At 69.4% G+C, this 20,603-nt stretch carries 26 protein-coding genes; 15 read left to right on the forward strand and 11 right to left on the reverse strand.

From position 1 onward, the window contains the following. A partial coding sequence (locus AB0M52_RS01640) for an HAD-IA family hydrolase (protein WP_363947419.1) occupies nt 1–369 on the forward strand: 369 nt, incomplete at its 5' end. Nucleotides 370–473: 104 nt separating this feature from the next. Here the strand turns inward: AB0M52_RS01640 and AB0M52_RS01645 are convergent. Together AB0M52_RS01645 and AB0M52_RS01650 are read right to left on the reverse strand one after the other, a co-directional pair. After that, nucleotides 474–1,718: a hypothetical protein gene (locus AB0M52_RS01645; RefSeq protein WP_363947422.1), complete on the reverse strand. Its 1,245-nt coding sequence runs from the start codon at nt 1,716–1,718 to the stop codon at nt 474–476. Nucleotides 1,719–2,300: 582 nt separating this feature from the next. Continuing rightward, nucleotides 2,301–3,719 carry a PLP-dependent aminotransferase family protein gene (locus AB0M52_RS01650; protein ID WP_363947425.1) on the reverse strand — a complete coding sequence of 473 codons (1,419 nt, stop codon included), beginning with the start codon at nt 3,717–3,719 and terminating at the stop codon, nt 2,301–2,303. Between the two features lie 47 nt (nt 3,720–3,766). On the opposite strand from AB0M52_RS01650, the gene AB0M52_RS01655 reads away from it, so the two are divergent. Next, a complete protein-coding gene (locus tag AB0M52_RS01655) occupies nt 3,767–5,119 on the forward strand; it encodes an FAD-binding oxidoreductase (protein WP_363947427.1) in 1,353 nt (450 codons plus the stop codon). A gap of 36 nt (nt 5,120–5,155) precedes the next feature. Further along, nucleotides 5,156–5,581, forward strand: a complete 426-nt coding sequence (locus AB0M52_RS01660) for a DUF6069 family protein (protein WP_363947430.1) — start codon at nt 5,156–5,158, stop codon at nt 5,579–5,581. A gap of 61 nt (nt 5,582–5,642) precedes the next feature. Here the strand turns inward: AB0M52_RS01660 and AB0M52_RS01665 are convergent, their stop codons facing one another. Beyond that, nucleotides 5,643–6,347 carry a MerR family transcriptional regulator gene (locus tag AB0M52_RS01665; protein ID WP_363947433.1) on the reverse strand — a complete coding sequence of 235 codons (705 nt, stop codon included), beginning with the start codon at nt 6,345–6,347 and terminating at the stop codon, nt 5,643–5,645. Between the two features lie 42 nt (nt 6,348–6,389). Between AB0M52_RS01665 and AB0M52_RS01670 the strand changes: the two genes are divergently transcribed. The 4 genes from AB0M52_RS01670 (at nt 6,390) to AB0M52_RS01685 (ending at nt 9,226) form a co-directional block, all read left to right on the forward strand. Continuing rightward, nucleotides 6,390–7,055 (forward strand): hypothetical protein, encoded by a 666-nt coding sequence (locus AB0M52_RS01670; protein WP_363947436.1) that lies wholly within the window; start codon nt 6,390–6,392, stop codon nt 7,053–7,055. Nucleotides 7,056–7,215: 160 nt separating this feature from the next. After that, nucleotides 7,216–7,593 carry a YciI family protein gene (locus AB0M52_RS01675; protein ID WP_363947439.1) on the forward strand — a complete coding sequence of 126 codons (378 nt, stop codon included), beginning with the start codon at nt 7,216–7,218 and terminating at the stop codon, nt 7,591–7,593. Then, on the forward strand, nt 7,590–7,985 hold the full coding sequence (locus AB0M52_RS01680; RefSeq protein WP_363947442.1) for a YciI family protein: 396 nt from the start codon (nt 7,590–7,592) through the stop codon (nt 7,983–7,985). Before AB0M52_RS01675 ends, AB0M52_RS01680 begins: the two co-directional genes overlap by 4 nt. Then, a complete protein-coding gene (locus tag AB0M52_RS01685) occupies nt 7,982–9,226 on the forward strand; it encodes a DUF6596 domain-containing protein (protein WP_363947444.1) in 1,245 nt (414 codons plus the stop codon). Before AB0M52_RS01680 ends, AB0M52_RS01685 begins: the two co-directional genes overlap by 4 nt. A gap of 33 nt (nt 9,227–9,259) precedes the next feature. On the opposite strand, the gene AB0M52_RS01690 is transcribed toward AB0M52_RS01685, so the two are convergent. Continuing rightward, nucleotides 9,260–10,300, reverse strand: coding sequence for a hypothetical protein (locus AB0M52_RS01690; RefSeq protein WP_363947447.1), 1,041 nt, complete (start codon nt 10,298–10,300; stop codon nt 9,260–9,262). 78 nt (nt 10,301–10,378) lie between these two features. Between AB0M52_RS01690 and AB0M52_RS01695 the strand changes: the two genes are divergently transcribed. Next, nucleotides 10,379–11,035: a TetR/AcrR family transcriptional regulator gene (locus AB0M52_RS01695; protein WP_363947450.1), complete on the forward strand. Its 657-nt coding sequence runs from the start codon at nt 10,379–10,381 to the stop codon at nt 11,033–11,035. A 53-nt stretch (nt 11,036–11,088) separates the two neighbouring features. After that, a complete protein-coding gene (locus AB0M52_RS01700) occupies nt 11,089–12,033 on the forward strand; it encodes an acyltransferase domain-containing protein (RefSeq protein ID WP_363947453.1) in 945 nt (314 codons plus the stop codon). 44 nt (nt 12,034–12,077) lie between these two features. Here the strand turns inward: AB0M52_RS01700 and AB0M52_RS01705 are convergent, their stop codons facing one another. The 3 genes from AB0M52_RS01705 to map all read right to left on the reverse strand — a co-directional run bounded on the left by AB0M52_RS01705 (nt 12,078) and on the right by map (nt 13,902). Continuing rightward, nucleotides 12,078–12,512, reverse strand: coding sequence for a VOC family protein (locus tag AB0M52_RS01705; RefSeq protein ID WP_363947455.1), 435 nt, complete (start codon nt 12,510–12,512; stop codon nt 12,078–12,080). 63 nt (nt 12,513–12,575) lie between these two features. Further along, on the reverse strand, nt 12,576–12,968 hold the full coding sequence (locus AB0M52_RS01710) for a VOC family protein (protein ID WP_363947458.1): 393 nt from the start codon (nt 12,966–12,968) through the stop codon (nt 12,576–12,578). Between the two features lie 115 nt (nt 12,969–13,083). Beyond that, nucleotides 13,084–13,902, reverse strand: a complete 819-nt coding sequence (map, locus tag AB0M52_RS01715; RefSeq protein WP_363947461.1) for a type I methionyl aminopeptidase — start codon at nt 13,900–13,902, stop codon at nt 13,084–13,086. A 74-nt stretch (nt 13,903–13,976) separates the two neighbouring features. On the opposite strand from map, the gene AB0M52_RS01720 reads away from it, so the two are divergent. The 3 genes from AB0M52_RS01720 (at nt 13,977) to AB0M52_RS01730 (ending at nt 15,625) form a co-directional block, all read left to right on the forward strand. After that, complete coding sequence (locus AB0M52_RS01720) at nt 13,977–14,243, forward strand: helix-turn-helix transcriptional regulator (protein WP_363947463.1); 267 nt, start codon at nt 13,977–13,979, stop codon at nt 14,241–14,243. 349 nt (nt 14,244–14,592) lie between these two features. After that, complete coding sequence (locus AB0M52_RS01725; RefSeq protein ID WP_363947466.1) at nt 14,593–15,075, forward strand: YcxB family protein; 483 nt, start codon at nt 14,593–14,595, stop codon at nt 15,073–15,075. A gap of 7 nt (nt 15,076–15,082) precedes the next feature. Then, complete coding sequence (locus AB0M52_RS01730; protein WP_363947469.1) at nt 15,083–15,625, forward strand: hypothetical protein; 543 nt, start codon at nt 15,083–15,085, stop codon at nt 15,623–15,625. Nucleotides 15,626–15,893: 268 nt separating this feature from the next. Here the strand turns inward: AB0M52_RS01730 and AB0M52_RS01735 are convergent, their stop codons facing one another. Both AB0M52_RS01735 and AB0M52_RS01740 read right to left on the reverse strand, forming a co-directional pair. After that, nucleotides 15,894–16,391 (reverse strand): YcxB family protein, encoded by a 498-nt coding sequence (locus tag AB0M52_RS01735; protein WP_363947472.1) that lies wholly within the window; start codon nt 16,389–16,391, stop codon nt 15,894–15,896. Between the two features lie 398 nt (nt 16,392–16,789). Next, complete coding sequence (locus AB0M52_RS01740) at nt 16,790–17,788, reverse strand: RNA polymerase subunit sigma-70 (RefSeq protein WP_363947474.1); 999 nt, start codon at nt 17,786–17,788, stop codon at nt 16,790–16,792. Nucleotides 17,789–17,882: 94 nt separating this feature from the next. On the opposite strand from AB0M52_RS01740, the gene AB0M52_RS01745 reads away from it, so the two are divergent. Next, a complete protein-coding gene (locus AB0M52_RS01745) occupies nt 17,883–18,278 on the forward strand; it encodes a VOC family protein (protein WP_363947477.1) in 396 nt (131 codons plus the stop codon). Between the two features lie 144 nt (nt 18,279–18,422). Further along, nucleotides 18,423–18,767, forward strand: a complete 345-nt coding sequence (locus tag AB0M52_RS01750; RefSeq protein WP_363947480.1) for a hypothetical protein — start codon at nt 18,423–18,425, stop codon at nt 18,765–18,767. Here AB0M52_RS01750 and AB0M52_RS01755 read toward each other — a convergent pair. Then, on the reverse strand, nt 18,736–19,356 hold the full coding sequence (locus tag AB0M52_RS01755) for a dihydrofolate reductase family protein (protein WP_363947483.1): 621 nt from the start codon (nt 19,354–19,356) through the stop codon (nt 18,736–18,738). The two genes, AB0M52_RS01750 and AB0M52_RS01755, sit on opposite strands and share 32 nt — an antisense overlap. A gap of 89 nt (nt 19,357–19,445) precedes the next feature. After that, nucleotides 19,446–19,961 (reverse strand): putative immunity protein, encoded by a 516-nt coding sequence (locus tag AB0M52_RS01760; RefSeq protein WP_363947486.1) that lies wholly within the window; start codon nt 19,959–19,961, stop codon nt 19,446–19,448. A gap of 95 nt (nt 19,962–20,056) precedes the next feature. Here AB0M52_RS01760 and AB0M52_RS01765 point away from each other — a divergent pair, with 95 nt between their 5' ends. Then, nucleotides 20,057–20,449, forward strand: a complete 393-nt coding sequence (locus AB0M52_RS01765) for a VOC family protein (protein ID WP_363947489.1) — start codon at nt 20,057–20,059, stop codon at nt 20,447–20,449. The last annotated feature ends 154 nt before the right edge of the window (nt 20,450–20,603 follow it).

Consider the following 20,603-nt stretch of genomic DNA (forward strand, 5'->3'; position numbering starts at 1 on the left):
GCCGGCAGGGTGACCCGGGCGAGTCGCGGTTCTACCTGTCGCTGCGGTACGCACGAGAAGATGCGCCACACCCTGGGCCGCACCGGCCTGTATCCCCGCTTTGAGGGCCGCATCTTCAGCGCGACCGAGGTCGCCCACGGCAAGCCCGCTCCCGATCTGTTCCTGCACGCGGCGGCGGCGATGGGTGTCCCGCCTGCGGCGTGCGTCGTGGTCGAGGACAGCCACTACGGAGTCCAAGCGGCCCGCGCCGCCGGGATGCGCTGCTTCGGCTATGCGGGCGGATTGACCCCCGCGCACCGGCTGGCAGGCCCGGACACGGTGGTCTTCGACGACATGCGCAAACTCTCGGCTCTGCTGGACGCGGCCTGACCAATCGCGAGAACCCCCACCGAGAGCAGCTCGGGGCACACGTGAGCGGCCGGGAGTCCGCCGGCCAAAGAAGCAACGGAAGGCCCTGCAGGTGGTGTGTTCGCTCAGCTGAGTCGAGCAGCGGCGGTGGCGCGTACCTCGGGAGTCTCCATCGGGTCGTCCCGGAGATAGCTCAGCTGTTCGCGGGTCATGTCGTCGAGTGGGATGTGTTCGGCCGCGAACCGTCGTACGTCGCTCTCGCAGTCCCACAAGCCCTCGGTGAGCAGCGAGTCCATGTTACCCGGGTCGAGCGCGGTAACGGCACGTAGGTACGCGGCCCGCTCGAAGGTGTGCGGGCTGAACCAGGCGCGGCGGAGCCGGGGTACCGCGGCCTGCGCGGCCGGTCCGCCGATACGGGCGATGCCCTCGGCGAGGTCATGGTATCCACAGCGGTCTTCGGTCCTGCGGTCCAGCCAGTCCCAGCCGGCGAGCAGTGCCGGAAGGTCGGCGTCGTCGCCGTGCTTGGCCAGCACCAAACATGCGGTCCACGTCATCGGATGGATCGGGGATGCGGCCCAGGCTCGGGCCAGCGGGAGTGCCTGGGGACCGAGCTTTCGGATGGCGCGGCCCAGCGGGGCGTGGAGCTCTGTTACGGGCAACTCGTCCACGATCGGCAGTAGGGCCGGCTGCGGCCCTCGGTGGTTCAGCTCGCGCAGCGCGGCTTTTTGCCGACCGGTCCCGCCGGTGCGAAGCATCGTCAGGAGATCCTCAGTCGACTGCTGCTCTAGTGGTCGTGCCCGTGCCGATCGCGGCTGGAACGACGCAACGCCGGCGGCGACCTGGTCGTCCATGGCGGCCCAGTCCACCCACGGCCGGCTGCGCCAGAGCACCTCGTCCGCGCGGTCACCTTGTGCGAGCCGGGTCCGGGCGACCGGCAACAGATCGTCCCAGAGCTCGCGAGGCCAGTCCCGGCTGATCGTGTGGAGCACGTCGACCCACCGCGGGCCGTTGTGCACGTAGCACCGCAGCCCGTCGATTGCGTGCCGGTCGCCAGCGCGGCCCAATGCCTCGAGTGCCTCGAGGGTGTTGTCGAACGTGTTGTCATCGTCATGGACCGCGTGTTCGTACAGCAGGTTGAGCAGTGGAGGTACCGGCAGCGCAAGATCGCGGATCAGCCGGGCCAGGTAGACGGCCCGCTCGTCGACCAGCCAGTCCCAGCGGTAGTCCCGCTTGACGCACGCGAGTACAGCCTGCGGCGCTGTCGGGTCATGAAGCGCGCGGTACGCGCCGCGGCCGAGGCCGTGCTGGAGCGAGCCGCCGAAGGTTGTCGGCTTGGCGTAGTACCAGATTGCCGCTCTCGGTTCGGTCATCGTGGCCAGAACGCTCCTCGTGGCCGGGAGTGCGAATCGTGGGCCACCGTACCCACGACACCGCGCATCCGCGACAGGCTTCCGGACGCCGGACGCCGGACGCCGGACGCCGGGCCACAGAAACGTCGGCAGAGATCCGGTACGGCTGCGCACGCACCGCGTCAACGGGAACCTGAAACCCGCGCCCGACGCAACCATCCCCCCGTCGCCGAAGTCGGGCATCGGCAGATCTGATGATCGACCGCGCGCGACTCGCGCGGCTAGTACCTCCTCGCGCAACCTTGATCGGATAGACCGGGCGCCGTCCACGCGAAATCTTGGACAGTTCCCGTTATCGCGTAACGGGAACTGTCCAAGATCTCGCGCCCGCATCCCGCCATGCGGGAAGCGCACCCACGCCGACCAGCGCAGGCCGGATGCATACCCAAGCCCGCCCCCACCGGCGCCCAGAGACGACGTCACCACACCAGCACCAGCAACGAGCGCCGAGAAACGATTCGGCCCCAGCGCGCGACTCCATCAGACGACCCGACGGATCCCCAGCACTCTCGGACTACCCGATCAACGTTCAGAGACGAGGCACTAAACGTGCGTACGAACCTCTGCGACCGCGTCGGCAAGGGCTTCCACTCCGTCTGTGATGGCGCGTTCGGTGAGGGTGGCGTAGCCGAAGATCAGCCCGCCGGGTCCGGCGGGGCTCAGTCGGTACCGGGAGATGCCTTGCACGACCAGTCCGTGCCGGGCGGCGGCGGCCACGACCGCGGACTCGTCGAGGTCGTGCGGGAGCCAGGTTACGACGTGTTGACCCGCCGCGACACCGACCGGTTTCAGTTCGGGCAGCCGTGTGCGCAGTGCGGCCAGGAGCGCGTCGCGCCGGCGGCGGTAGACCGGGCGCATGCGCCGGAGGTGCCGGTCGAATTCGCCGCGAGTGAGGAAGTCGGCGAAGGTCAGTTGTTCGATGACGGGAGAGCCGCGGTCGGCCAAAACCTTGGCCGCCGTGATTTCGTCGACCAGGTGTGACGGCGCCAGCAGCCAGCCGAGGCGCAGCCCGGGCGCCAAGGTCTTGCTCGCTGTGCCGCAGTACACGACGGTGTCGGGCGCCAGCCCCTGCATGGCGCCGATGGGCGAGCGGTCGTAGCGGTACTCCGCGTCGTAGTCGTCCTCGATCACCACGGCGCGTCGCCGCTGCGCCCAGTCGATCACCCGGGCCCGCGCGGAGGCCGACAGGACCCCGCCGGTGGGCCACTGGTGCGAGGGCGTCAGCACGACGGCGTCCGCGTCGGTATGTTCCAGTTCCTCGACGAGAATGCCGTCCGGCCCGACCGGGACGCCGATCACGTCCAGGCCGGCGCCGGCCGCGACGAGGCGGGCGTCGTCGTCCGGGGATGGGTCCTCGACGGCCAGCCGGCGGGCGCCGCGCGCCGCGAGTACCTGGATCAGCAGCGCGACGCCCTGGCCGTAGCCATTGCAGATCACGACGTTCTCCGGGCGGGCCGACGTGCCGCGGACCCGGTTGAGGTAGTCGGTCAGGGCTGCGTGCAGTTCGGGCATGCCACGCCCGTCGAGGTAGGCGAAGTGTTCATTCGGCGTGGTGGTGAGGACGGTGCGCACCGAACGCAGCCAGGCGGCCCGGGGGAACGACGACACGTCGGTGCGGCCGTACCCGAAGTCGATCCGGGCCGCCGGCCGATCCCCGGCGCGGCGACCCGCTGGCGTCGGAGCCGGCTCGACCGCAACCTGGGTGTAGCCGCCCGCCCGACTGGTGAGGTAGCCCTCGGCGACGAGTTGCTGGTAGGCCTCGACCACGACCCCGCGTGACACTCCAAGATCGGCTGCGATGGTGCGGGTGGGTGGCAGGGACGCCCCGAGACGCAACCGGCCGGCCCGGATGCTGCCCCGGATCGAGGCGGCGATCTGTCGGTGCAGCGGTTCGGCCGCGGACCGGTCGACATCGATGAGCAGGTCCTCCGCCGTGCTCGAATTGGTCCTGGTTCGGCCCATGTAATCGGACCTTACCGGGTGTACCGATTTCCGTCAGGCTCAGACGTATGACGACAGCGAGCAGCCTTCGCCTCGACGGCTGCCTCCTCACCTCGGGCGACCCGGGTTACGACGCGGCCCGCACCGTCTGGAACGCCATGATTGACCGCCGCCCGCGGATGATCGTGCGGGCCGTGAGCGTCACCGACGTGGTGACCGCGGTGCGCCTGGCCCGCGAACTCGACCTGGAGATCGGGGTGCGCTGCGGCGGGCACAACGTGGCGGGCCTCGCGGTACCCGCGAACGGCCTGATGATCGACCTGGCCCCGATGAACGGCGTTCGGGTCGACCCGATCCAGCGGCGCGCCCGGGTCCAGGGCGGCGCGCTGCTCGGCGCACTCGACCGGGCGTCGCAGCCCTACGGCCTCGCCACGACCGCAGGTAACGTCTCGCACACCGGGGTCGGCGGCCTGACCCTCGGCGGCGGCATGGGCTGGCTCGCCCGCCAACACGGTTTGGCCTGCGACAACGTCGTCTCCTACACGATGGTCACCGCCGACGGGGAGGTGGTGACCGCGAGCCGGACCGAGAACCCCGACCTCTACTGGGGCTTGCGCGGCGGGGGCGGCAACTTCGGCATCGTCACCGAATTCGAATTCCAACTGCACCACACCGGAACGCAGACCCTGGTCGCCGAGTTCGACTTCCGCGCCGAGGACGCCGTGCCGGTGCTCGAAGGCTGGCGGGACCTCAACGCCGTCGCGCCGCGGCAGGCGACCTTTACCGCCGATGTCCACAGCACGGCCAGCGGCCCTCTCGCCACCGTCGGCTTCGTATGGGTCGGCGACCCGGCCCGGGGTCACTGGTTGCTGCCGGCATTGCGCGCGCTCGGGCGCCCGGTCGCCGAGCGGGTCACCACCCCGTCATACCTCGAACTCCAGCAACGCGACGACACCACCGGCGGCCACGCCTATCGCCGGTACTCCAGCGCGCACTACCTGCGGCAGTTCCCCACCGCCGCGATCGAGGCCTTCCTGCTGCGCGGCGCGGCAGACCTGCGCGCCGGCACCCAACTGCCCGGCGTCGGCCTCCAGGCGTACGGTGGCGCGATCGCCGACGTCGCGGATGCCGACGCCGCGTTCAGTCACCGCGGCACCACGTTCGAGTTCGGTGCCGGCTCCCGCTGGACCGAGCCATCCGAAGACGACAACCGGATGGCAGCCGCTCGCAGTGCCGGAGCCGCGCTCGACCCGTACGCCGACGGTGTCTATGTCAACTCGCTCGCCGCCGAGGAGGGGCAACGCGGGGTACGCCGGGCATACCCGGCCGCCAAGCTCGCCAGGCTGACCGCCCTCAAGACCGTCTGGGATCCGCAGAACGTCTTTCACCTCAACCACAACATCCGGCCCAGCCACGCCTGAGCCGGCACGAGAATCCGACAGATGGAAAGGCCGCTGATGACCTCCACCGACCCCACCGTCAAGCTCAGCACCCACAGCCAGCAGCGCGGCCGGCTGTTCCTGCCGGGCCTGGCCGCAGCGGCTGCCGCCGCCGTCGCCGTGACGGCCTTCGCGGCCATCGCCGTGGCCGTCGGTGTCGACCTCGAACTGCCCGACGGCGGCGAGTCGATTCCGCTGCTCGGCTTCACACAGCTCACGTTCACCTTCAGCGTTGTGGGCATCATTATCGCCCTGGCGATCCGCCGTTGGGCGTCTCAGCCGGCACGCATCTGGGTCCGCACCGCGGTGGCACTCACCGCGCTGTCGCTCGTGCCACCGTTCCTGGTCGACGCCAATCTCGCCACCGTGTGCACGCTCGTGCTCGCACATCTGATCGCCGCCGCAGTGGTGATCCCCGTCATCGCCCGCCGGCTGGCAATCTGACGACCGCTCGTCAAGGCACCCTGCGGTGGGCGCGGAGCGAGGCCGGCTTGACGGATAGACATCAGAGGATGGGTACCTCGATCACTGTGGCGCGGTTGCCGTCGGCGTCGGTGAGGTGGTCCTCGATGGTGGGGCCGGTGATGGTCAGGTGGTGGCGGCGGAGCCAGTCGAAGAGGTGCTGCCCGGCGTTGATGATTCCGGTCGAGGGTGGGACGACGGCGCGCACCACGGTGCGGGCCGGCAACGTGAGCCGATCGCCGGTCCGGCCGGCGTCGACGGCGGCGGTGAAGCCGCCCTCGGGGCGGCCGTGTAGCCAGGTCAGCAGCGTGGTGGTGGGGCCGGCGGTGCAGACGGAAGCGATCTCACTGGGATGCTCCACGGTCAGGTAGCGCACACGTAGGTGGCGTGCGCCGACGGTGGCCTGTTGGGGCAGGATCGACATCGGTGTGGCGAGGTAGTCCCCGGCGCGGTCGGCGACCTGGGTCAGGGTCGCGATGTGGCGTTGGATGTCCGCCACTGTCTCCCGTACCGCTTGTCGCACGTGTCCGTCGGGTGCGTCGATCAGGTCGGCTATGTCGCGCAGCGACAGGCCGAGGCGTTGGAGTCCGCGGATACGTTCCAGTCGGGACAGCGCCGCGACGCCGTACCAGCGGTAGCCGGACGCGCGGTCGACGGCCGTCGGAGCCAGAAGTCCGATTTTGTCGTAGTGACGCAGGGTACGTTCGGTGACGCCGGTCATCCGGGCGAGTTCCCCGATCCGCCACATGTTTGACCTTCTCCCTGGGGCAGACTTCTACCGTCGCTCACCGTGACACTGGCTGACAAGAACCCGGCTGCCCGGCTCGTGGGCGTACTCCTCCTGATCTCGTTGGTGGCGATCCTGGCCGCAGTGGCTGTCGTGGTGCCATCGGGGCTGGCCCTGAATCCGGCCGATCCGGCCGCCACATTGGCCGCCGTGCACGACCACGTCGGGTTGCATCTGACCGAACTCGCGTTCGACGTACTCGGCTGGCTGGCGTTGACCGCGGCCGGGCTGGTGCTGGCCGGCAACCCCGATGCGGTGATCCGGCCTCACCTGGCCGTGCTGGCAGGCGGGTTGCTGGCCGCCGCGGGGCTGGCGGGCCTGCTCCACGACGCCGGCAACCTCGCGGTGACCCAACTCGCCGCCGAGCCCGTGGACACCGTCGCCGAGGTGGCCGGCGCGGTGATGCTCACCGCCAAGTGGGCAGTCAACCTCGCCGGGCTGCTGTGGGTCGCCGCCACCGCGGTCACCGCGATCGGCGCCCACCTGCCGCACCGGCTTCGCCGTGCCGGTGGGTTCGCTGCCCTGGCGGGCCTCGCCGCCGTCGTCATTCCATGGACCACGGGAACCGGCGGCATGTCACCAGTACTGGAACAACTCGGCTACGCCCTCCATCTACCCGTCATGATCTGGTACGGAGCCGTGGGCTGGCACCTCATCCGGCGTCGGTGACCACCAACCACGGCGGAGAACCGGGGCTTCCTTGCAAGAAGTTTCCGGGATGGTGTCGTATCAAGGCGCAGCCGCTCGTGGACCTAGTGCGGCGGTCGGCCGGACCGCCGCATACGAGGAGTCGGGAGAGGCCCTCGTCCGGGGACTGAAGGAGACGACCATGACGGAGTACCTGATCGCCTTCAACGATGAGTGGGTGCGCGAGCACACGGCGGAGGAGGTGCGCGCGAAGGGCACGGCCGCCCGTGCCGTGATCGCGGAGATGCAGACCGAAGGTGTCCTGATCTTCTCCAACGGCGGGCTCGACCGGTCCACCGCGGTGTGCAGTGTCGAGCTGGTCGACGGCAAGCCCGTCTTCACCGACGGCCCGTACGCCGAGACCAAGGAGCACCTCGGCGGCTTCGCCGTCGTGGACGTGCCCGACGACGCGGCGGCGCGATACTGGGCTGGCCGGCTCGCGACCGTGCTGGACTGGCCGCAGGAGGTGCACCGGTTCCGGGGTCCCGGGGAGGCCCGGCGTAACGGCTCTGGGAAGTGAGCGCGGTGCCCAGGTACCTGCTGTCCGTCTACGGACCGGCCGAGCACACCGAGTTCGGCAGCTACCCCTCCCGGGAGGCCATGCTGCAGGCGTTCGCCGACACCGGCGCCTTCAACGAGAGGCTCCAGAGGGACGGCCACTTGGTATTCGCCGACGGCCTGGAGCCCGTGACGACCGCCACCACCGTCGACGGGCAGGGGGAGAGGCCGACCTTCACCGACGGGCCCTACCTGGAGACGAAGGAGTACCTCGGCGGCTTCTGGGTCATCGAGGCGGCCGACCTCGACGTGGCCCTGGCGCTTGCCGCCGAGGGGTCGAAAGCGTGCCGCGGCACGGTCGAGGTGCGCCCCTTCCACACCGAGGAATCCGTCGGAGCGCTGCTGGAGCCGTGACTGGTCTCACCGTCGAGCAGGCGATCACCCGCGTCCACCACGAGGAGTGGGCGCGGGTGGTCGCCGGCCTCGCGCGCCGCTTCGGCGACCTCGACGTCGCCGAGGAAGCGACGGCCGAGGCGTTCGTAGCGGCTGCGGAGCGGTGGCCGCGCGAGGGCGTACCGCCCAATCCCGGCGGTTGGCTCGCCACCACCGCGACCCGCAAGGCGATCGATCGGCTCCGTCGCGAGTCGCAGCGCGAGGCCAAGCACCAGGCGGCCCGGATCGTGTACGACGACACCCCTGCTGAACCGACCGGCCCGGTCGAGGACGACCGGCTCAGACTTGTCTTCACCTGCTGCCACCCCGCGCTCGCGTTGGAGGCCCGGGTGGCGCTCACCCTGCGCCTGCTCGGCGGCCTCACCGTCCCCGAGATCGCCCGCGCCTTTCTGGTGCAGGAGACCACGATGGCGCGACGGATCACCCGCGCCAAGGCAAAGATCAAGGCGGCACACATTCCCTACCGGGTGCCCTGGGCCGACGACATCCGTGAGCGGCTCGCCGGCGTGCTCGCGGTCGTCTACCTCGTCTTCAACGAGGGCTATCTCGCCAGCGAGGGGGACGACCCGGTACGCGTCGACCTCACCGACGAGGCGATCCGCCTCGGCCGCCTGCTCCGAACTCTCCTCCCGGACGACGGCGAGGTAGCTGGCCTGCTTGCCCTGATGCTCCTCACCGACGCCCGGCGGCCGGCGCGCGTGTCCCGCACCGGGGAGCTGGTGACCCTCGACGAGCAGGACCGCGGCGCATGGGACCGCACCCTGATCGCCGAGGGCAACGCCTTGGTCCGCGAGCGGATCGAGGCGGTCGCGACCGGCGGTGAGCCACCCGGGCGCTACCAGTTGCAGGCCGCGATCAACGTGGTCCACACGGATGCCCCATCCGCCCGAGACACCGACTGGTCCACCATCGTCGCCCTCTACGGCCGCCTGGTGCTGCTCGACCCCTCGCCGATCGTGCGGCTCAACCGGGCGGTCGCGGTCGCCGAAGTCGACGGCCCCGGGGTCGGGCTCGCCGAGATCGACCGGCTCGCCGAGGTCCTTGACGGCTACCATGCCTTCCACGCCGCACGCGCCGACCTGCTGCGGCGACTCGGGCGCGGCGGCGAGTCGCGGGCGGCGTACGACCGGGCCATCGGGCTCGCCGGCAACCCCGCGGAGCGGGCCTACCTCACCCGCCGCCGCGACCAGCTCGCCAGCTGACCGACAGGTGAAATCGGTGCGATCGCACTGTCTCTACTTGAGATCGAAGACGTGGACCATGTGTGGTGCGTCGACGAGGGTGTGCGGCGCCAGCGCGTGGTAGGCCCAGACGTGAACCCATGCGTTGCCGGTCCGCACCGTGAGCACCGTCTTGAACATCCCCGGCGCGAAGTAGGTCAACAGCAGGAAGACGAGCGACAGGACGGCGTTGCCCGGTGAGGTGAAGACCGTCCACGCGTCCCAGAAGTGCAGCGCCGTGTAGGTGAGGCCGCCCAGGATCACCGTGGCCGCCGTCGACCCGGTTAGTCGCAGGAAGCGCGGCACCAGGATCGCGTAGATGAAGATCATGGCGGGTAGCACGGCGCCAGCCAGGTACAGCGTGAAGGTCAGGGGAGCGCCCAGCACGAGTTGACCGGGGCTGAGATCGAAGGTCCCTGGAGCGAGTACCGCGATCTGGACCAGTGATTCGATCAAGAGGACCACGCCGACGAGAAGGGTGTCGGCCCGACGGTTGCTCGAGCGGAGGTTGAGCGCTTCGGCGGAGTAGCGCCGTCGGAAGAACAGGAGCGGAACCACCGCGTAGACCAGGAGGTTGTAGGTCGCCCAGGCGATCGACTCGGCGGGGCTGACATGGTCGTGCGTTCCGTAGATCGAGCCGGCCAGGTGAAGCCCGAAAGGGTGCCATTTGGCGAGTCGGGCAAGGATGAAGCCCAGCACCAGTCCAGCAGCCCCGTAGGCGAGCAGGAACAGCGTCTCCCGGGCGGCCACTGACCGTTCCGGCGCACGGTCGGCCAGGTTGGGCAGCGTCCGGCTGCGCGTGAGCCGGTACGTCAGCACGGTGAGCAGGAGCACCTCCACCAGGGCCAGGTTGGCGTCGATCAGGTGGCCTGCCGGTGTGCGGGCCGCAGCAGCCGGCCAGTCGAACGGGAAGGCGTCTCCCGCCACCGCAAGGACCACCACGTTGCTGGCGAGCCAGCCGATGGCGGCCAGTTGCACGCTGCGCTTGTGCAGCAACGCGGTCAGGCCGTGCCGGGGCGGTCGTGGCTGCAGGTCGGTCGTGCGGGAGAGCGTCACCGTCTGCCTCCGAGAATTTTTTAACACGACTGTGCTAACACCGGCGGTAGCCTAACACGACTGTGCTATAAAAGGCAGATGCCCAAGGTGGTGGATCCGACAGAGCGTCGACGGCAGTTGGTCGAAGCCGTATGGCGGGTGATACGCCGCGACGGTCTTGAGCAAGCCTCGGTCCGCAACGTCGCCCGCGAGGCAGGACTGTCGATGGGCTCCCTGCGTCACTACTTCGCAAGCCAGTCCGAGCTCATGGTGTTCGCGTTCCGGACGGTCATCGACCGGATCGAATCCCGCCTCGCCGCACTGGGACCCGAGCCCGACCCGAGGCGAAGAGCGCAGCGCGTGCTCGCCGAACTGCTTCCGCTCGACGACGAACGGCGGGCCGAGAACGAGGTCTGGTTGGCCTTCACGTCCCGGGCCATGGTCGACCCTGCACTTCGAGCACTACGGGACGAGGGATACGACGCCCTGCGCGTCGGCTGTCAAACGATGATCACCGACTTGTCCGCAGCCGGCCTCGCCCCGACCGACATACCAGCCGAGACCGAACGCCTACACGCCTTGCTGGACGGCCTCGCCGTCCACGCAGCCATGCGGCCAGACATCCACACCGCCCAGTCGATGGCCGCCGCCATCGCGCGTCATCTCGACGCCCTCGCGACCGCACGCTCCGCGCGACGCGTCTTAACGCGGACGCCCACCGAGCGACCCCAAGCCGGATTCCGCAACCGCGGGTGATCGCGTTTTTCGGGCCTGTCGCAGCGACCCCACCGGTCGGTAGGGTCGTCCGCGTGGATCTGGACGACATCGCCGCCCGGCTCGGGGTGCCCGTGGAGGACGTCGACCGCGTGCACCGGCTCGCCGGCGACCGGCCGTCGGCTCCGCTGCCCGCCAAGGCCGACGCGCCCGCGATCCTCGACCGACTCGCGGTACGGCCGGACGACGCCGCCGAGATCATGGCGGGCTGGCCCGATCCGGGCTCTCCACTGTGGACTCCGGAACTGCGCTGGCTGTTCGACCGCTCGATCGCCCTGCTCCGCGCCGACCTGGGGGGCCACGGCTGGCTCTCGCCCGGTCCGGAACTGCCGCGCGACCGGGGCCTCGCCTGGCGACATCTCTACGTGTACGCGTACCTGGCCATGGTCGACGTCGTCACGGGGTACCACCGCGACCACGGCATCGCCGATGCCGTGTCGTGGGTGACCCTGGCGGACCTGGGCCGCAACCTCGCGATCGACCGGCGGATGCACCGCGAGGGCTGGCCGATCATGCAGAGCTGGCTGACGCTGCACGCGCGCGGTGGCGTCTACGAACTGGGCCGGCTGCAGCACCAGCGCGGCGACACCGCCATCGACCTGCACGTACCCGAGTCGGGGCCGATTACCCCGGACGCGGTCGCGGCGTCGCTCGACGAGGCCCTCGCGTTCTTCCCGCGCCACTTTCCCGACGAGCGCTACACGGCGTTCTCCTGCGGCTCGTGGCTGCTCGACCCTCAGTTGGCGGAGTACCTGCCCGGGAACTCCAACATCGTCCGGTTCCAGCGGAGGTTCGAGCTGGAGCCCTACGAGGCGACGGAAGGGCCGGACGCCGACGTCGAGGCGCTGCGGTTCGTGTTCCGCACCCTGACCACGCCGCTCGACCAGCTGCCGCGCCGCACCGTGCTCCAGCGCGCGATCATCGACCACCTGAAGGCCGGGCGCCACTGGCACTGGCGCCGCGGCCGCTTCCCGATCTAGGCAAACCCCTGGTCGACTCGCGAAGGTGCCACGTTCGCGGCCGCTCAGTCGAGGCAGAACTCGTTGCCCTCGATGTCCTGCATTACGAGGCACGACTCGTTGTAGCCATCGGCACGCAGTAGTCGCACGCGTACCGCGCCGAGCGCGGTCAGTCGTGTGCATTCGGCCTCAAGTGCGGCCAGGCGCTCTTCACCCACGAGCCCGGTGCCGACCCGCACGTCGAGATGCAGCCGATTCTTGACGACCTTGCCTTCGGGTACGCGCTGGAAGAACAGTCGCGGGCCCACACCTGAGGGATCAATGGCCGCGAACGCTGAACCCTGACGGTCAGGCGGCAGCGCGCGATCGAAATCGTCCCAAGTCGCAAACCCCTGCGGTGGCGGCGGTACGACGTATCCCAACGCCTCGCACCAGAAACGAGCGACGCGCTCAGGTTCTGCGCAGTCGAAGGTGATCTGGAACTGCTTGACCGACGCCATCGTCCCACCATAGAGGCGGGGTCCTTCGTCGGCTCCACCGGCCCGCCCCTGGCTGGGTCGCGGCTACCCGTAGACGATCAGCTCTAGCAGAGAGCCGTCCGGGTCGCGAAAGTAGATGCTCATGCCCCGGCCACGCCCGCCCGAGCGGACGACCGGGCCGTGCTCCACCGGCACTTGCTGGTGGAGTAGATGGGCCATGGCTTCGTCGATGGTGCCAGGCCACACGAAGCAGAGATCGCTACCGCCCGGCGCCACTGGCGGGCTCGCCACCAGCGTGCCGGCATCCGAACCTGGTCCGTGGACGTTGAGTTGCTGGTCGCCGAACCGGTATGCGACACGACCGTCGGGGTGGTCGACGACGTCCGCTCCCAGCACGTCCCGGTAAAAGTTCGTCGATCGCTCCCAGTCGCTCACCGCGATCACGCAGTGGTCGAGTCTGACCTTGATCTCCGCCATCTACGTAATGTATCGGCAGCTGGTGGGCTGAGGGTGCGGCTGGGACTTGCTCAGGAAGCTGCGGCAGGCCCCATCCCCGGAACGCGCTGAGTTGCGCACCGAGGCGGGCGGTGGGTCAGGACGCTGTGGCGGGCTTCTTGGTGGGGTCGGCCGAGGTGGCGCCGTGAGTGGGGCGGCGGGTCAGGACCTGAGGGCCGGAATCCGTGATGGCGACGGTGTGTTCGGAGTGGGCGGTGCGGGAGCCGTCGGCGGAGCGGATCGTCCAGCCGTCGTCGTCGAACTTGATCTTGTCGGTGGAGCGGCAGAACCAGGGCTCGATGGCGATGGTGAGGCCGGGGTCGAGCTTCAAGCCGCGGCGGGGGCGGCCGTTGTTGGAGACGTGCGGGGCCTCGTGCATGGTGCGGCCGATGCCGTGGCCGCCGAACTCGGCGTTGACGCCGTAGCCGTAGGAGCGGGCGACCTCGCCGATCGCGGCGGAGATGTCGCCGAGACGGCCGCCGGGCTGGGCGGCGGTGATGCCGGCCTCCAGTGCGACCTCGGTGGCCTCGATCAGCTTCAGGTCGGCCGGGTCGGGGGTGCCGACGATGACGGAGAGCGCGGAGTCGGCGACCCAGCCGTCGATGCCGGCCGCCATGTCGATGCTGAGCAGGTCACCGTCCCGCAGAACATAGTCGTGCGGCAGGCCGTGCAGCACCGCGTCGTTGACCGACAGGCACAGCACGTTGCGGAACGGGCCGCGGCCGAACGATGGGGCGTAGTCCCAGTAGCAGGATTCGGCGCCGCGTTCGGAGATCCGGCGGCGGGCGTGGTGTTCGAGGTCCATCAGGTTGACGCCGACTGCGGCGACACCGCTCAGCTCGGCGAGCAACTCGCCGACGAACTGACCGGTCACCGCCATCCGGCCGATCTCCTCGGCGGACTTGAGCTCGATCACGACAGCCCCCTCTCCGTGTGCGGTATTTTTATACCACGTCGAGTCGGGCTGCTCCGGAGGGATATCCTGCTGACATGGTTCGCCAACCACTCACCGCCGAACAGATCGCAGCGGGCCAGCGCCTCGGAGCCGCCCTCCGGGCCGCACGGGCCGGCCGCAGCCTCATCGAGGTGGCCCTGGCGGCCGGCATCTCCCCCGAGACGCTGCGCAAGATCGAGGCGGGCCGCCTTCCCGCGCCGGCGTTCGGCACGGTGGTCTGCCTCAGCCAGGCCCTCGACGTGCCTCTCAGCGACCTGGCCGACGTCTGGCTGGCCGACATGCCCGTCCGCCAGGCGTCCTAGCGCCTGAGTGTTGGGGCTCCGTCGGTCGTCTGACGGAGCTGCGGGGTTGGGCGGCAAAGTCGTGTTCTGGGCGCTCGTTGCTGGCGCCGCTGTAGTGGCGTCGCCTTTGGGCGCCGGTTTGCGGCGTGGCGTGGGTGTGCGCCCGGCCTGCGCTGGTCGGCGTGGGTGTGTTTCCCATATGGTGGGAGTTTGGTTCGAGATCTTGGACAGTTCCCGTTCGCGCGGAACGGGAACTGTCCAAGATCTCGCGTGTACGGGGCCCGGTTACCCGATCAAGGTTGCGCGACGAGGCACTCGCGACCAGCCGCTCGCCAGTATCACGCCTTGATCCTGGATCTAGGATTCGGCGATGCAGATCTCCATGTGGGCCCCCTACGACGAGAAACAGCTACGGCGCACACTTCAGTTCATCCTCCGTCCGCAGCTGAGGCTCATCCGTATCCTGGGCGCAGTGCTGATCGCCCTCGGCGTCGCCCTGCTGGCCGTGCAGCCGCTATCGTCGCTGGCCTACGTTGCCACGATCCTTGGACTGCTGTTCGTGGTCGCGGTCGCGCCGATCACGGTGGCTCTGTCGATGCGAATGCAGTCCAACGTCATCAGGGACGGGTTTCACATGACGCTGGACGACGAGTGGGTCACACTGACCTACCCGCTCGCCGAGTCGCGGTTTCGGTGGGCCGGCCTGGGCCGCGCCATCGAGACCCCCGAGGTCTGGTACATCATGTTCGGCAAGCTCCAGGCGATCACCATTCCGAAGGACCCGATGACCGAGGAGCAACGGGCCACGTTCGCGACGTTCGTCGACGGGGTGCAGCCCCGTTCTCGACGATAATCATGGTGTGTCTGACACTCGGATCGTCGGCAAGCTGATCTCGACGGCGGCGAGGTCGAGCTTGCAGCCGATCGGGCTTGCCCGGAAGGGGCGGAGCCGGCTGTGGTACGACGACCGGGGATGGTCGCTGATCGTCGCGGAGTTCCAACCCGGTCGTGGCCCCGGCACCTACCTCAACGTGGGCGCGATGTGGCTTTGGGCGGACCGTGACTACTGGGCATTTGACGAGGGGGCGAGGCTCTACTGGCGCGGCGACGGTTCCCTCAGGACCGAGCCGCCGCTCGGTGAGGCCGGCTGGACACAGCACGTGGATTTCCTCAACGCCGACCAGTTCTCTCGCGATGTCGCGCTGGCCGCCGAGGTCGCCGCCCGTCGGGTCGTCGAGTTGCGCACGCAGTTCCCCGATGTTGCCGCCGTGGCCGACCACCTGTTGTCGCGCGCGACCCGACGAGCCGAGTCGCCACTATGGCACGCGTTTCATGCCGGTGCCGCCGCAGCCCTCGGCGGGGATGCCGCGGCTGCCGAGCGGAGTTTCGCAAAGGTGTTGTAGACCGAGCTGCACCACGACTGGGAACGAGTATTGGCGGCACGAACCCTTGACCTGGCGGGCCTTGTGGACGATCCCGCCGCACTCCGCGACCGCCTCGTCACAAGGATCGAACGAAGCCGGCGGCGTTTGGCGCTCCCACCCGTCCACCTCGATCGGTACCGCGCCAACGGCCATCGCTGATGCTGCCGCACCGGCAGCGGGCCCGGGAGGACAACGGGGAACGACTAGAACCCCATGCCCGGGTGTCTCGAACGGTGGCCAGGAGAGTTCACCGAAGCTGGAGCAGCCCGCGTTTGGTCATGAAGGCTCGCAATGTCTCGGCGTCTTCGGCGGACATCAGTCGGCGTGGGATCACGGTTGCCGGTGTCTGGCCGACGTACACGATCCAGAACTCGGGGGTGTCTCTCACCTGGGTGACTCCGTCCCAGGCGATGCCGCCGGACTCGGAGCCGCTGCCCATCATGATGTTGTCGTCGGTGATGTCGTAGTGGCCCTTGACGGCGTAGCGGCTGGAGCGGCGTCGGGCGCGTAACCGTATCCACGGCCAGTACAGCATCGACAGCAGACCGCCCATGATCATTGTTATCCACAGCGGCGAGGTCTGCTCGCCCCACGCGAACCCCCGTGAGGCGGCGAAACCGATCGCGCCGACCGCCGTCAGTGCCGCGCCGAAATATGCGTACTTGCGTAGTCGGTCGCTGCTGAGCGCGGCGGCCACGCGGCCTGGGTAGGCGGGGTCGGCGGGGACGTCAAAACGGATGTGCACGCCAGAACGATAGTGCCTCCCGCCCGCCTTCGGGCAGCGCCTGACTCCCGCCCCCGCTGGCCGGGCCTGCGACGACCCCCGTGCCACTCGTGCTGTTCATGTCGGTCCTCCATTTTCCGGTAGCTGGCGTACGGGGTGTGTTGACTGGCATGTGACGGTCCTGGCCCTGGGGGTGACGATGCGCACCCTCGCCGTGCGACGGCCGGGGTTCCGCAGGGCGCGGACGCCGGTGCCGCGGAGCCAGAACCCGGCGTCGCGTCCGAGGAGCGGCCCGGGCTCGCCGTCGCGCAGCTCCAGCTGCACCCGCCCGCGGGTGACGACGCAGAACGCGTCGCACCACTCCGCCGCGACCACCGCGACACGCGCGCCACCGCGCAGCGTGAGCGTCCACACCGGGACTACTCCGTGCCGTCCGCCGGCAGGCGCTCCGGCAGCCCGAGCCGCGGGAACTGGTCGTCGTGGAACGTGACGATCTCGGTGATCGCCCCGCCGGTGACGCGCAGGACGTCGATCGTCAGCGGCAGGTACGCGCCCTCCCGCTTCCGCCAGTGGTAGAAGGCGACGGCGGGCTGCCGGTTCACGGAGGTGGGGACGGCGCGCAGGTGCTTCATGCCCACGAAGCCGCTCTCGACCCAGTCGTTCACCACCGTGTCGCGGCCGACGTACAGGCCCGGCGTGGGCGGCATCGAGCAGCGGACGTCCTCCCGCAGCAGTGCGGCGAGGGCGTCGACGTCCGTGGCCACGCTGGCGTCGGTATAGCGGCGCACCAGCTCGCGCGTCCCGGCGTCCTCCTCGCCGCCGGTCCAGTCCTGCCGCTCGGCGGGCAGGTGCTCCCGCATGCCGGCGCGGGCCCGCTGCAGCGCGCTGTTCACGGAGTTGACGGAGTCCCCGAGGAGCTCCGCGACGTCCTTCGCCGGCCAGCCGAGCACATCCCGCAGGATCAGCACGGCCCGCGGGCGCGGCGCGAGGTGCTGAACTGCGACCAGGTACGCCAGCTCGATCGTCTCCCGCGCGATGGCGACGGCCTCCGGCTCGTCCGCGTCGCCCGCGGGCAGCTCGTCGAGCAGCCGGTCCGGGTAGGGCTGCAGCCACCGCACCTCGCCGCCGGTCACAGGCTCCGGGCGGCACTTGGCGAGCAGGTCCAGGCAGGCGTTGGTGGCGATCCGGTACAGCCAGGCCCGGAACGTCGACCGCCCCTCGAAGGTCTCCCGCCGCCGCCAGGCACGGAGGAACGTCTCCTGCACGGTGTCCTCGGCGTCTTCGAACGACCCGAGCATCCGGTAGCAGTGCACGTGCAGCTCCCGCCGGTGCCGCTCCGCCAGCCCCGAGAACGCCGGCTCGTCGACCTCGCCCAGACCGCTCACGCCCAGCTCCTCCAGCCGCGTGTCCGTACTCATCACGTCATCCTTCCGCCTCGTCGCGTCTTGCCGTAGGTGTGACGGGTACGGGCGCGACAACTCATCACCAGGCAGGTCCTGCAACGATGCCCGAGTGACTTCCTTCATCTCCCATACCAGCGTCGACTGCGCCGATGCGTATGCCTTGTGCCGCTGGTGGCAGGCCGTCCTCGACTATGTCGAGGACTCTGATGATCCGAACGAGCCGGGACACGAGGAATGCATGATCTTCTCTCGGGACCGGACGCATCGACTGCTCTTCATCGAGGTGCCAGAGTCAAAGCAGGTCAAGAACAGGATTCACTTCGACTTGCGTCCAGTCGAAGGCTCACGCGATGCCGAACTAGCCCGGCTGATCGAGCTGGGCGCGACCACCGTCGACGACCGACGCAACGCAGACGGAACCGGATGGGTGGTGCTCGCCGATCCCGAGGGAAACGAGTTCTGCATTCTCCGGAGTACCGCCGAGGTTGCTGCCGGGCCAACATGACACCACCCCACGCCATCGCCGAGAATCATGGACGTGGCGGTGCATCCGTAGGAACGCGAGCTTCGTGATCGGGTCGAGGCTGCTTTCGACTTTCTCGTCGCGGACTTCGCTTGTCGGAAGCGGGGGCGTTTCATCGCTGGCGGTATGGAGATCTTCTACTGGAACGAGACCACGGGCGTCAGAGCATCTGTCCAGGCTCGCGAGGAGTTCGTGGTGCACCTATGCCCTCTGCCTGACGAAGGTTTTCCGCCACGCGCGGACAAGCGCCACGGCAGCCGGAGGCACATCGAGTGGTTCGACGCCTTCGACGTTGTCGCGCTGGTGACCGGCCGACGGCCCCGGTTCGCCGGGCAACAGCTTTTCGGCAACGATCCGGCCGTCGTCGCGGCGTACTCGTCCGCGTTGCGGGGTCCGTGCCAGCCGTTGCTCCTCGGCGATGAGGGCCTGTGGGAAAGGCTCAGGACAGCACGCGGTAGGTCACGTGCGTGACCAAGCTCGCTGCCCGTGACGTCACCTGCTCGAGTTTCAGTGGCGGTACGCCCTCGAACAGCCGTGTGCCGGCGCCGAGCGTGAGCGGCACAATGTGCAGCCGCAGCTCGTCGATCAGGCCGGCGGCGAGGTACTGGTTGATGGTGGTCGCGCCGCCCGCGATCGCGACATCGCCGTCGCCGGCCGCCGCGCGTGCCTGTGCCAGTGCCGACTCGATTCCCTCCGTGACGAAGTGGAACGTGGTGCCGCCGTCCATCGGCTGCGGGCCACGCGCATGGTGGGTGAGCACGAAGACCGGGGCGTGGAACGGCGGATCCTCGCCCCACCAGCCGTTCCACTGCCGATCCCACTCGCCACGCACCGGACCGAACATGTTGCGCCCCATGACGAATGCCTTGGCGGCGGCCATCTGGTCGACCTCGGCTCGGTTCTCCTCGGGAGTGTCGAACATCCAGGCGTGCAGCTTGCCGCCCGAGCCGTCGCCGCCGTCGTCGCCGAACGGGCGTTCCTCGGTCTGGTGGAACCCGGCCGAGTACCCGTCGACCGAGACCGTGATGTCGCAGATCGCCCTGCCCATACGTTTGATCATTGCTCCTCTCCTCGTAGCGGCCGCCTTCATCGTGTTCTCGCTCGTGACCTTTCGACAAGGCGTTAACCCCGCCCGTGCCCTGCGTCCGCTCAACAGTCGAACACCGACCAGCAGATGTCGTTGCGCAACCGTTGGTCGTCGAGCACGAGCTCGCGAATCGCGTCCGGGAGTTGGTCACGCTGCCAACGGCACTCAAGTCGCCCTGCGGCGATGCTTTCGCCAGCCGGCGCGGCAGCGCGGGCGGCCTTGATCGCGTAGGCGGCCGCACCGAGTTCGTGCGCGGCGACGTGTGCGACGGCCCCCGCCTGGCCAGCGGCGTACGCGGCATGCCGTGCCGCCCCGCGCAGGTCTCTGGCCGCGCCCATCGCATGGCCGCCCGCCGCGCGAGCCTGCATCATCTTGACCTCACCGCGTACCCAGGCGCGGGCCTGCTCGATCGCTTCACGTGGTCGTGGGTCCTCCGGCTGCACCGACTCGAACAGGTGGAGGACGTGCTCCGCGCACGACGCCGCCCAAAGAGCGAGGAGGTGATGATCCGAGTCAGTGAGGGTCCCACCGCGGCGAAGCGTGATGAAGCGTGGGTCCCGCACCGTCGGGAGGATCATGGTTGGGCACTCCTTGTCGACGGACCGACCGCATCTTCGACCGTAGCGTGGCCCCGGGGCCGGTGTCGGCGCTGGCTTCGGCCTACGCTCGGACGGTGCAGCTCGATCTCGTGGCGCTGATCATCGACGAGTACGACCCGGCCATCGACTTCTTCACCCAGGTGCTCGGGTTCGACCTGGTCGAGGACTCGCCGTCGCTGACCAACGACGGTCGCCCGAAACGATGGGTCGTCGTCCGGCCGCCCGGGGCGCAGACCGGCATCCTGCTCGCCCGCGCCGACGGGGACGAGCAGCGCGCCGCCGTCGGCGCCCAGACCGCCGGCCGGGTGGGGTTCTTCCTGCGGGTGGACGACTTCGACGCCACGTACCGGCGGATGACTGGTGCCGGTGTCACGTTCCTCGCCGAGCCGCGCACCGAGCCGTACGGCCGGGTGGCGGTGTTCCTCGACATCGCCGGCAACAAGTGGGATCTGCTCGGCCCGGCCTGACCGCCGGCCGACGGCGGCCCGCGTCGTTTCGCGTACACTGCCGGGCAACTGGTCGCGCTCGGAGCGCGACCCTCGCGCATGAGGCGGTGGAGATGGACCTGGTGCTTGCCACCGTCCGCCGCTCGCGCCTGCGACGACGATAGTCGTACGCCCC

The organism is Micromonospora sp. NPDC051296 (assembly GCF_040682255.1).
Lineage (GTDB): Bacteria > Actinomycetota > Actinomycetes > Mycobacteriales > Micromonosporaceae > Micromonospora > Micromonospora craterilacus.

Bases quoted from the DNA above. Each gene is read 5' to 3' on its own strand.
- AB0M52_RS01645 (WP_363947422.1), bottom strand. From the start codon at position 1,718: ATGACCGAACCGAGAGCGGCAATCTGGTACTACGCCAAGCCGACAACC.
- AB0M52_RS01650 (WP_363947425.1), bottom strand. From the start codon at position 3,719: ATGGGCCGAACCAGGACCAATTCGAGCACGGCGGAGGACCTGCTCATC.
- AB0M52_RS01655 (WP_363947427.1), top strand. From the start codon at position 3,767: ATGACGACAGCGAGCAGCCTTCGCCTCGACGGCTGCCTCCTCACCTCG.
- AB0M52_RS01660 (WP_363947430.1), top strand. From the start codon at position 5,156: ATGACCTCCACCGACCCCACCGTCAAGCTCAGCACCCACAGCCAGCAG.
- AB0M52_RS01665 (WP_363947433.1), bottom strand. From the start codon at position 6,347: ATGTGGCGGATCGGGGAACTCGCCCGGATGACCGGCGTCACCGAACGT.
- AB0M52_RS01675 (WP_363947439.1), top strand. From the start codon at position 7,216: ATGACGGAGTACCTGATCGCCTTCAACGATGAGTGGGTGCGCGAGCAC.
- AB0M52_RS01695 (WP_363947450.1), top strand. From the start codon at position 10,379: ATGCCCAAGGTGGTGGATCCGACAGAGCGTCGACGGCAGTTGGTCGAA.
- AB0M52_RS01705 (WP_363947455.1), bottom strand. From the start codon at position 12,512: ATGGCGTCGGTCAAGCAGTTCCAGATCACCTTCGACTGCGCAGAACCT.
- AB0M52_RS01710 (WP_363947458.1), bottom strand. From the start codon at position 12,968: ATGGCGGAGATCAAGGTCAGACTCGACCACTGCGTGATCGCGGTGAGC.
- AB0M52_RS01720 (WP_363947463.1), top strand. From the start codon at position 13,977: ATGGTTCGCCAACCACTCACCGCCGAACAGATCGCAGCGGGCCAGCGC.
- AB0M52_RS01725 (WP_363947466.1), top strand. From the start codon at position 14,593: ATGCAGATCTCCATGTGGGCCCCCTACGACGAGAAACAGCTACGGCGC.
- AB0M52_RS01740 (WP_363947474.1), bottom strand. From the start codon at position 17,788: ATGAGTACGGACACGCGGCTGGAGGAGCTGGGCGTGAGCGGTCTGGGC.
- AB0M52_RS01750 (WP_363947480.1), top strand. From the start codon at position 18,423: ATGGAGATCTTCTACTGGAACGAGACCACGGGCGTCAGAGCATCTGTC.
- AB0M52_RS01755 (WP_363947483.1), bottom strand. From the start codon at position 19,356: ATGATCAAACGTATGGGCAGGGCGATCTGCGACATCACGGTCTCGGTC.
- AB0M52_RS01760 (WP_363947486.1), bottom strand. From the start codon at position 19,961: ATGATCCTCCCGACGGTGCGGGACCCACGCTTCATCACGCTTCGCCGC.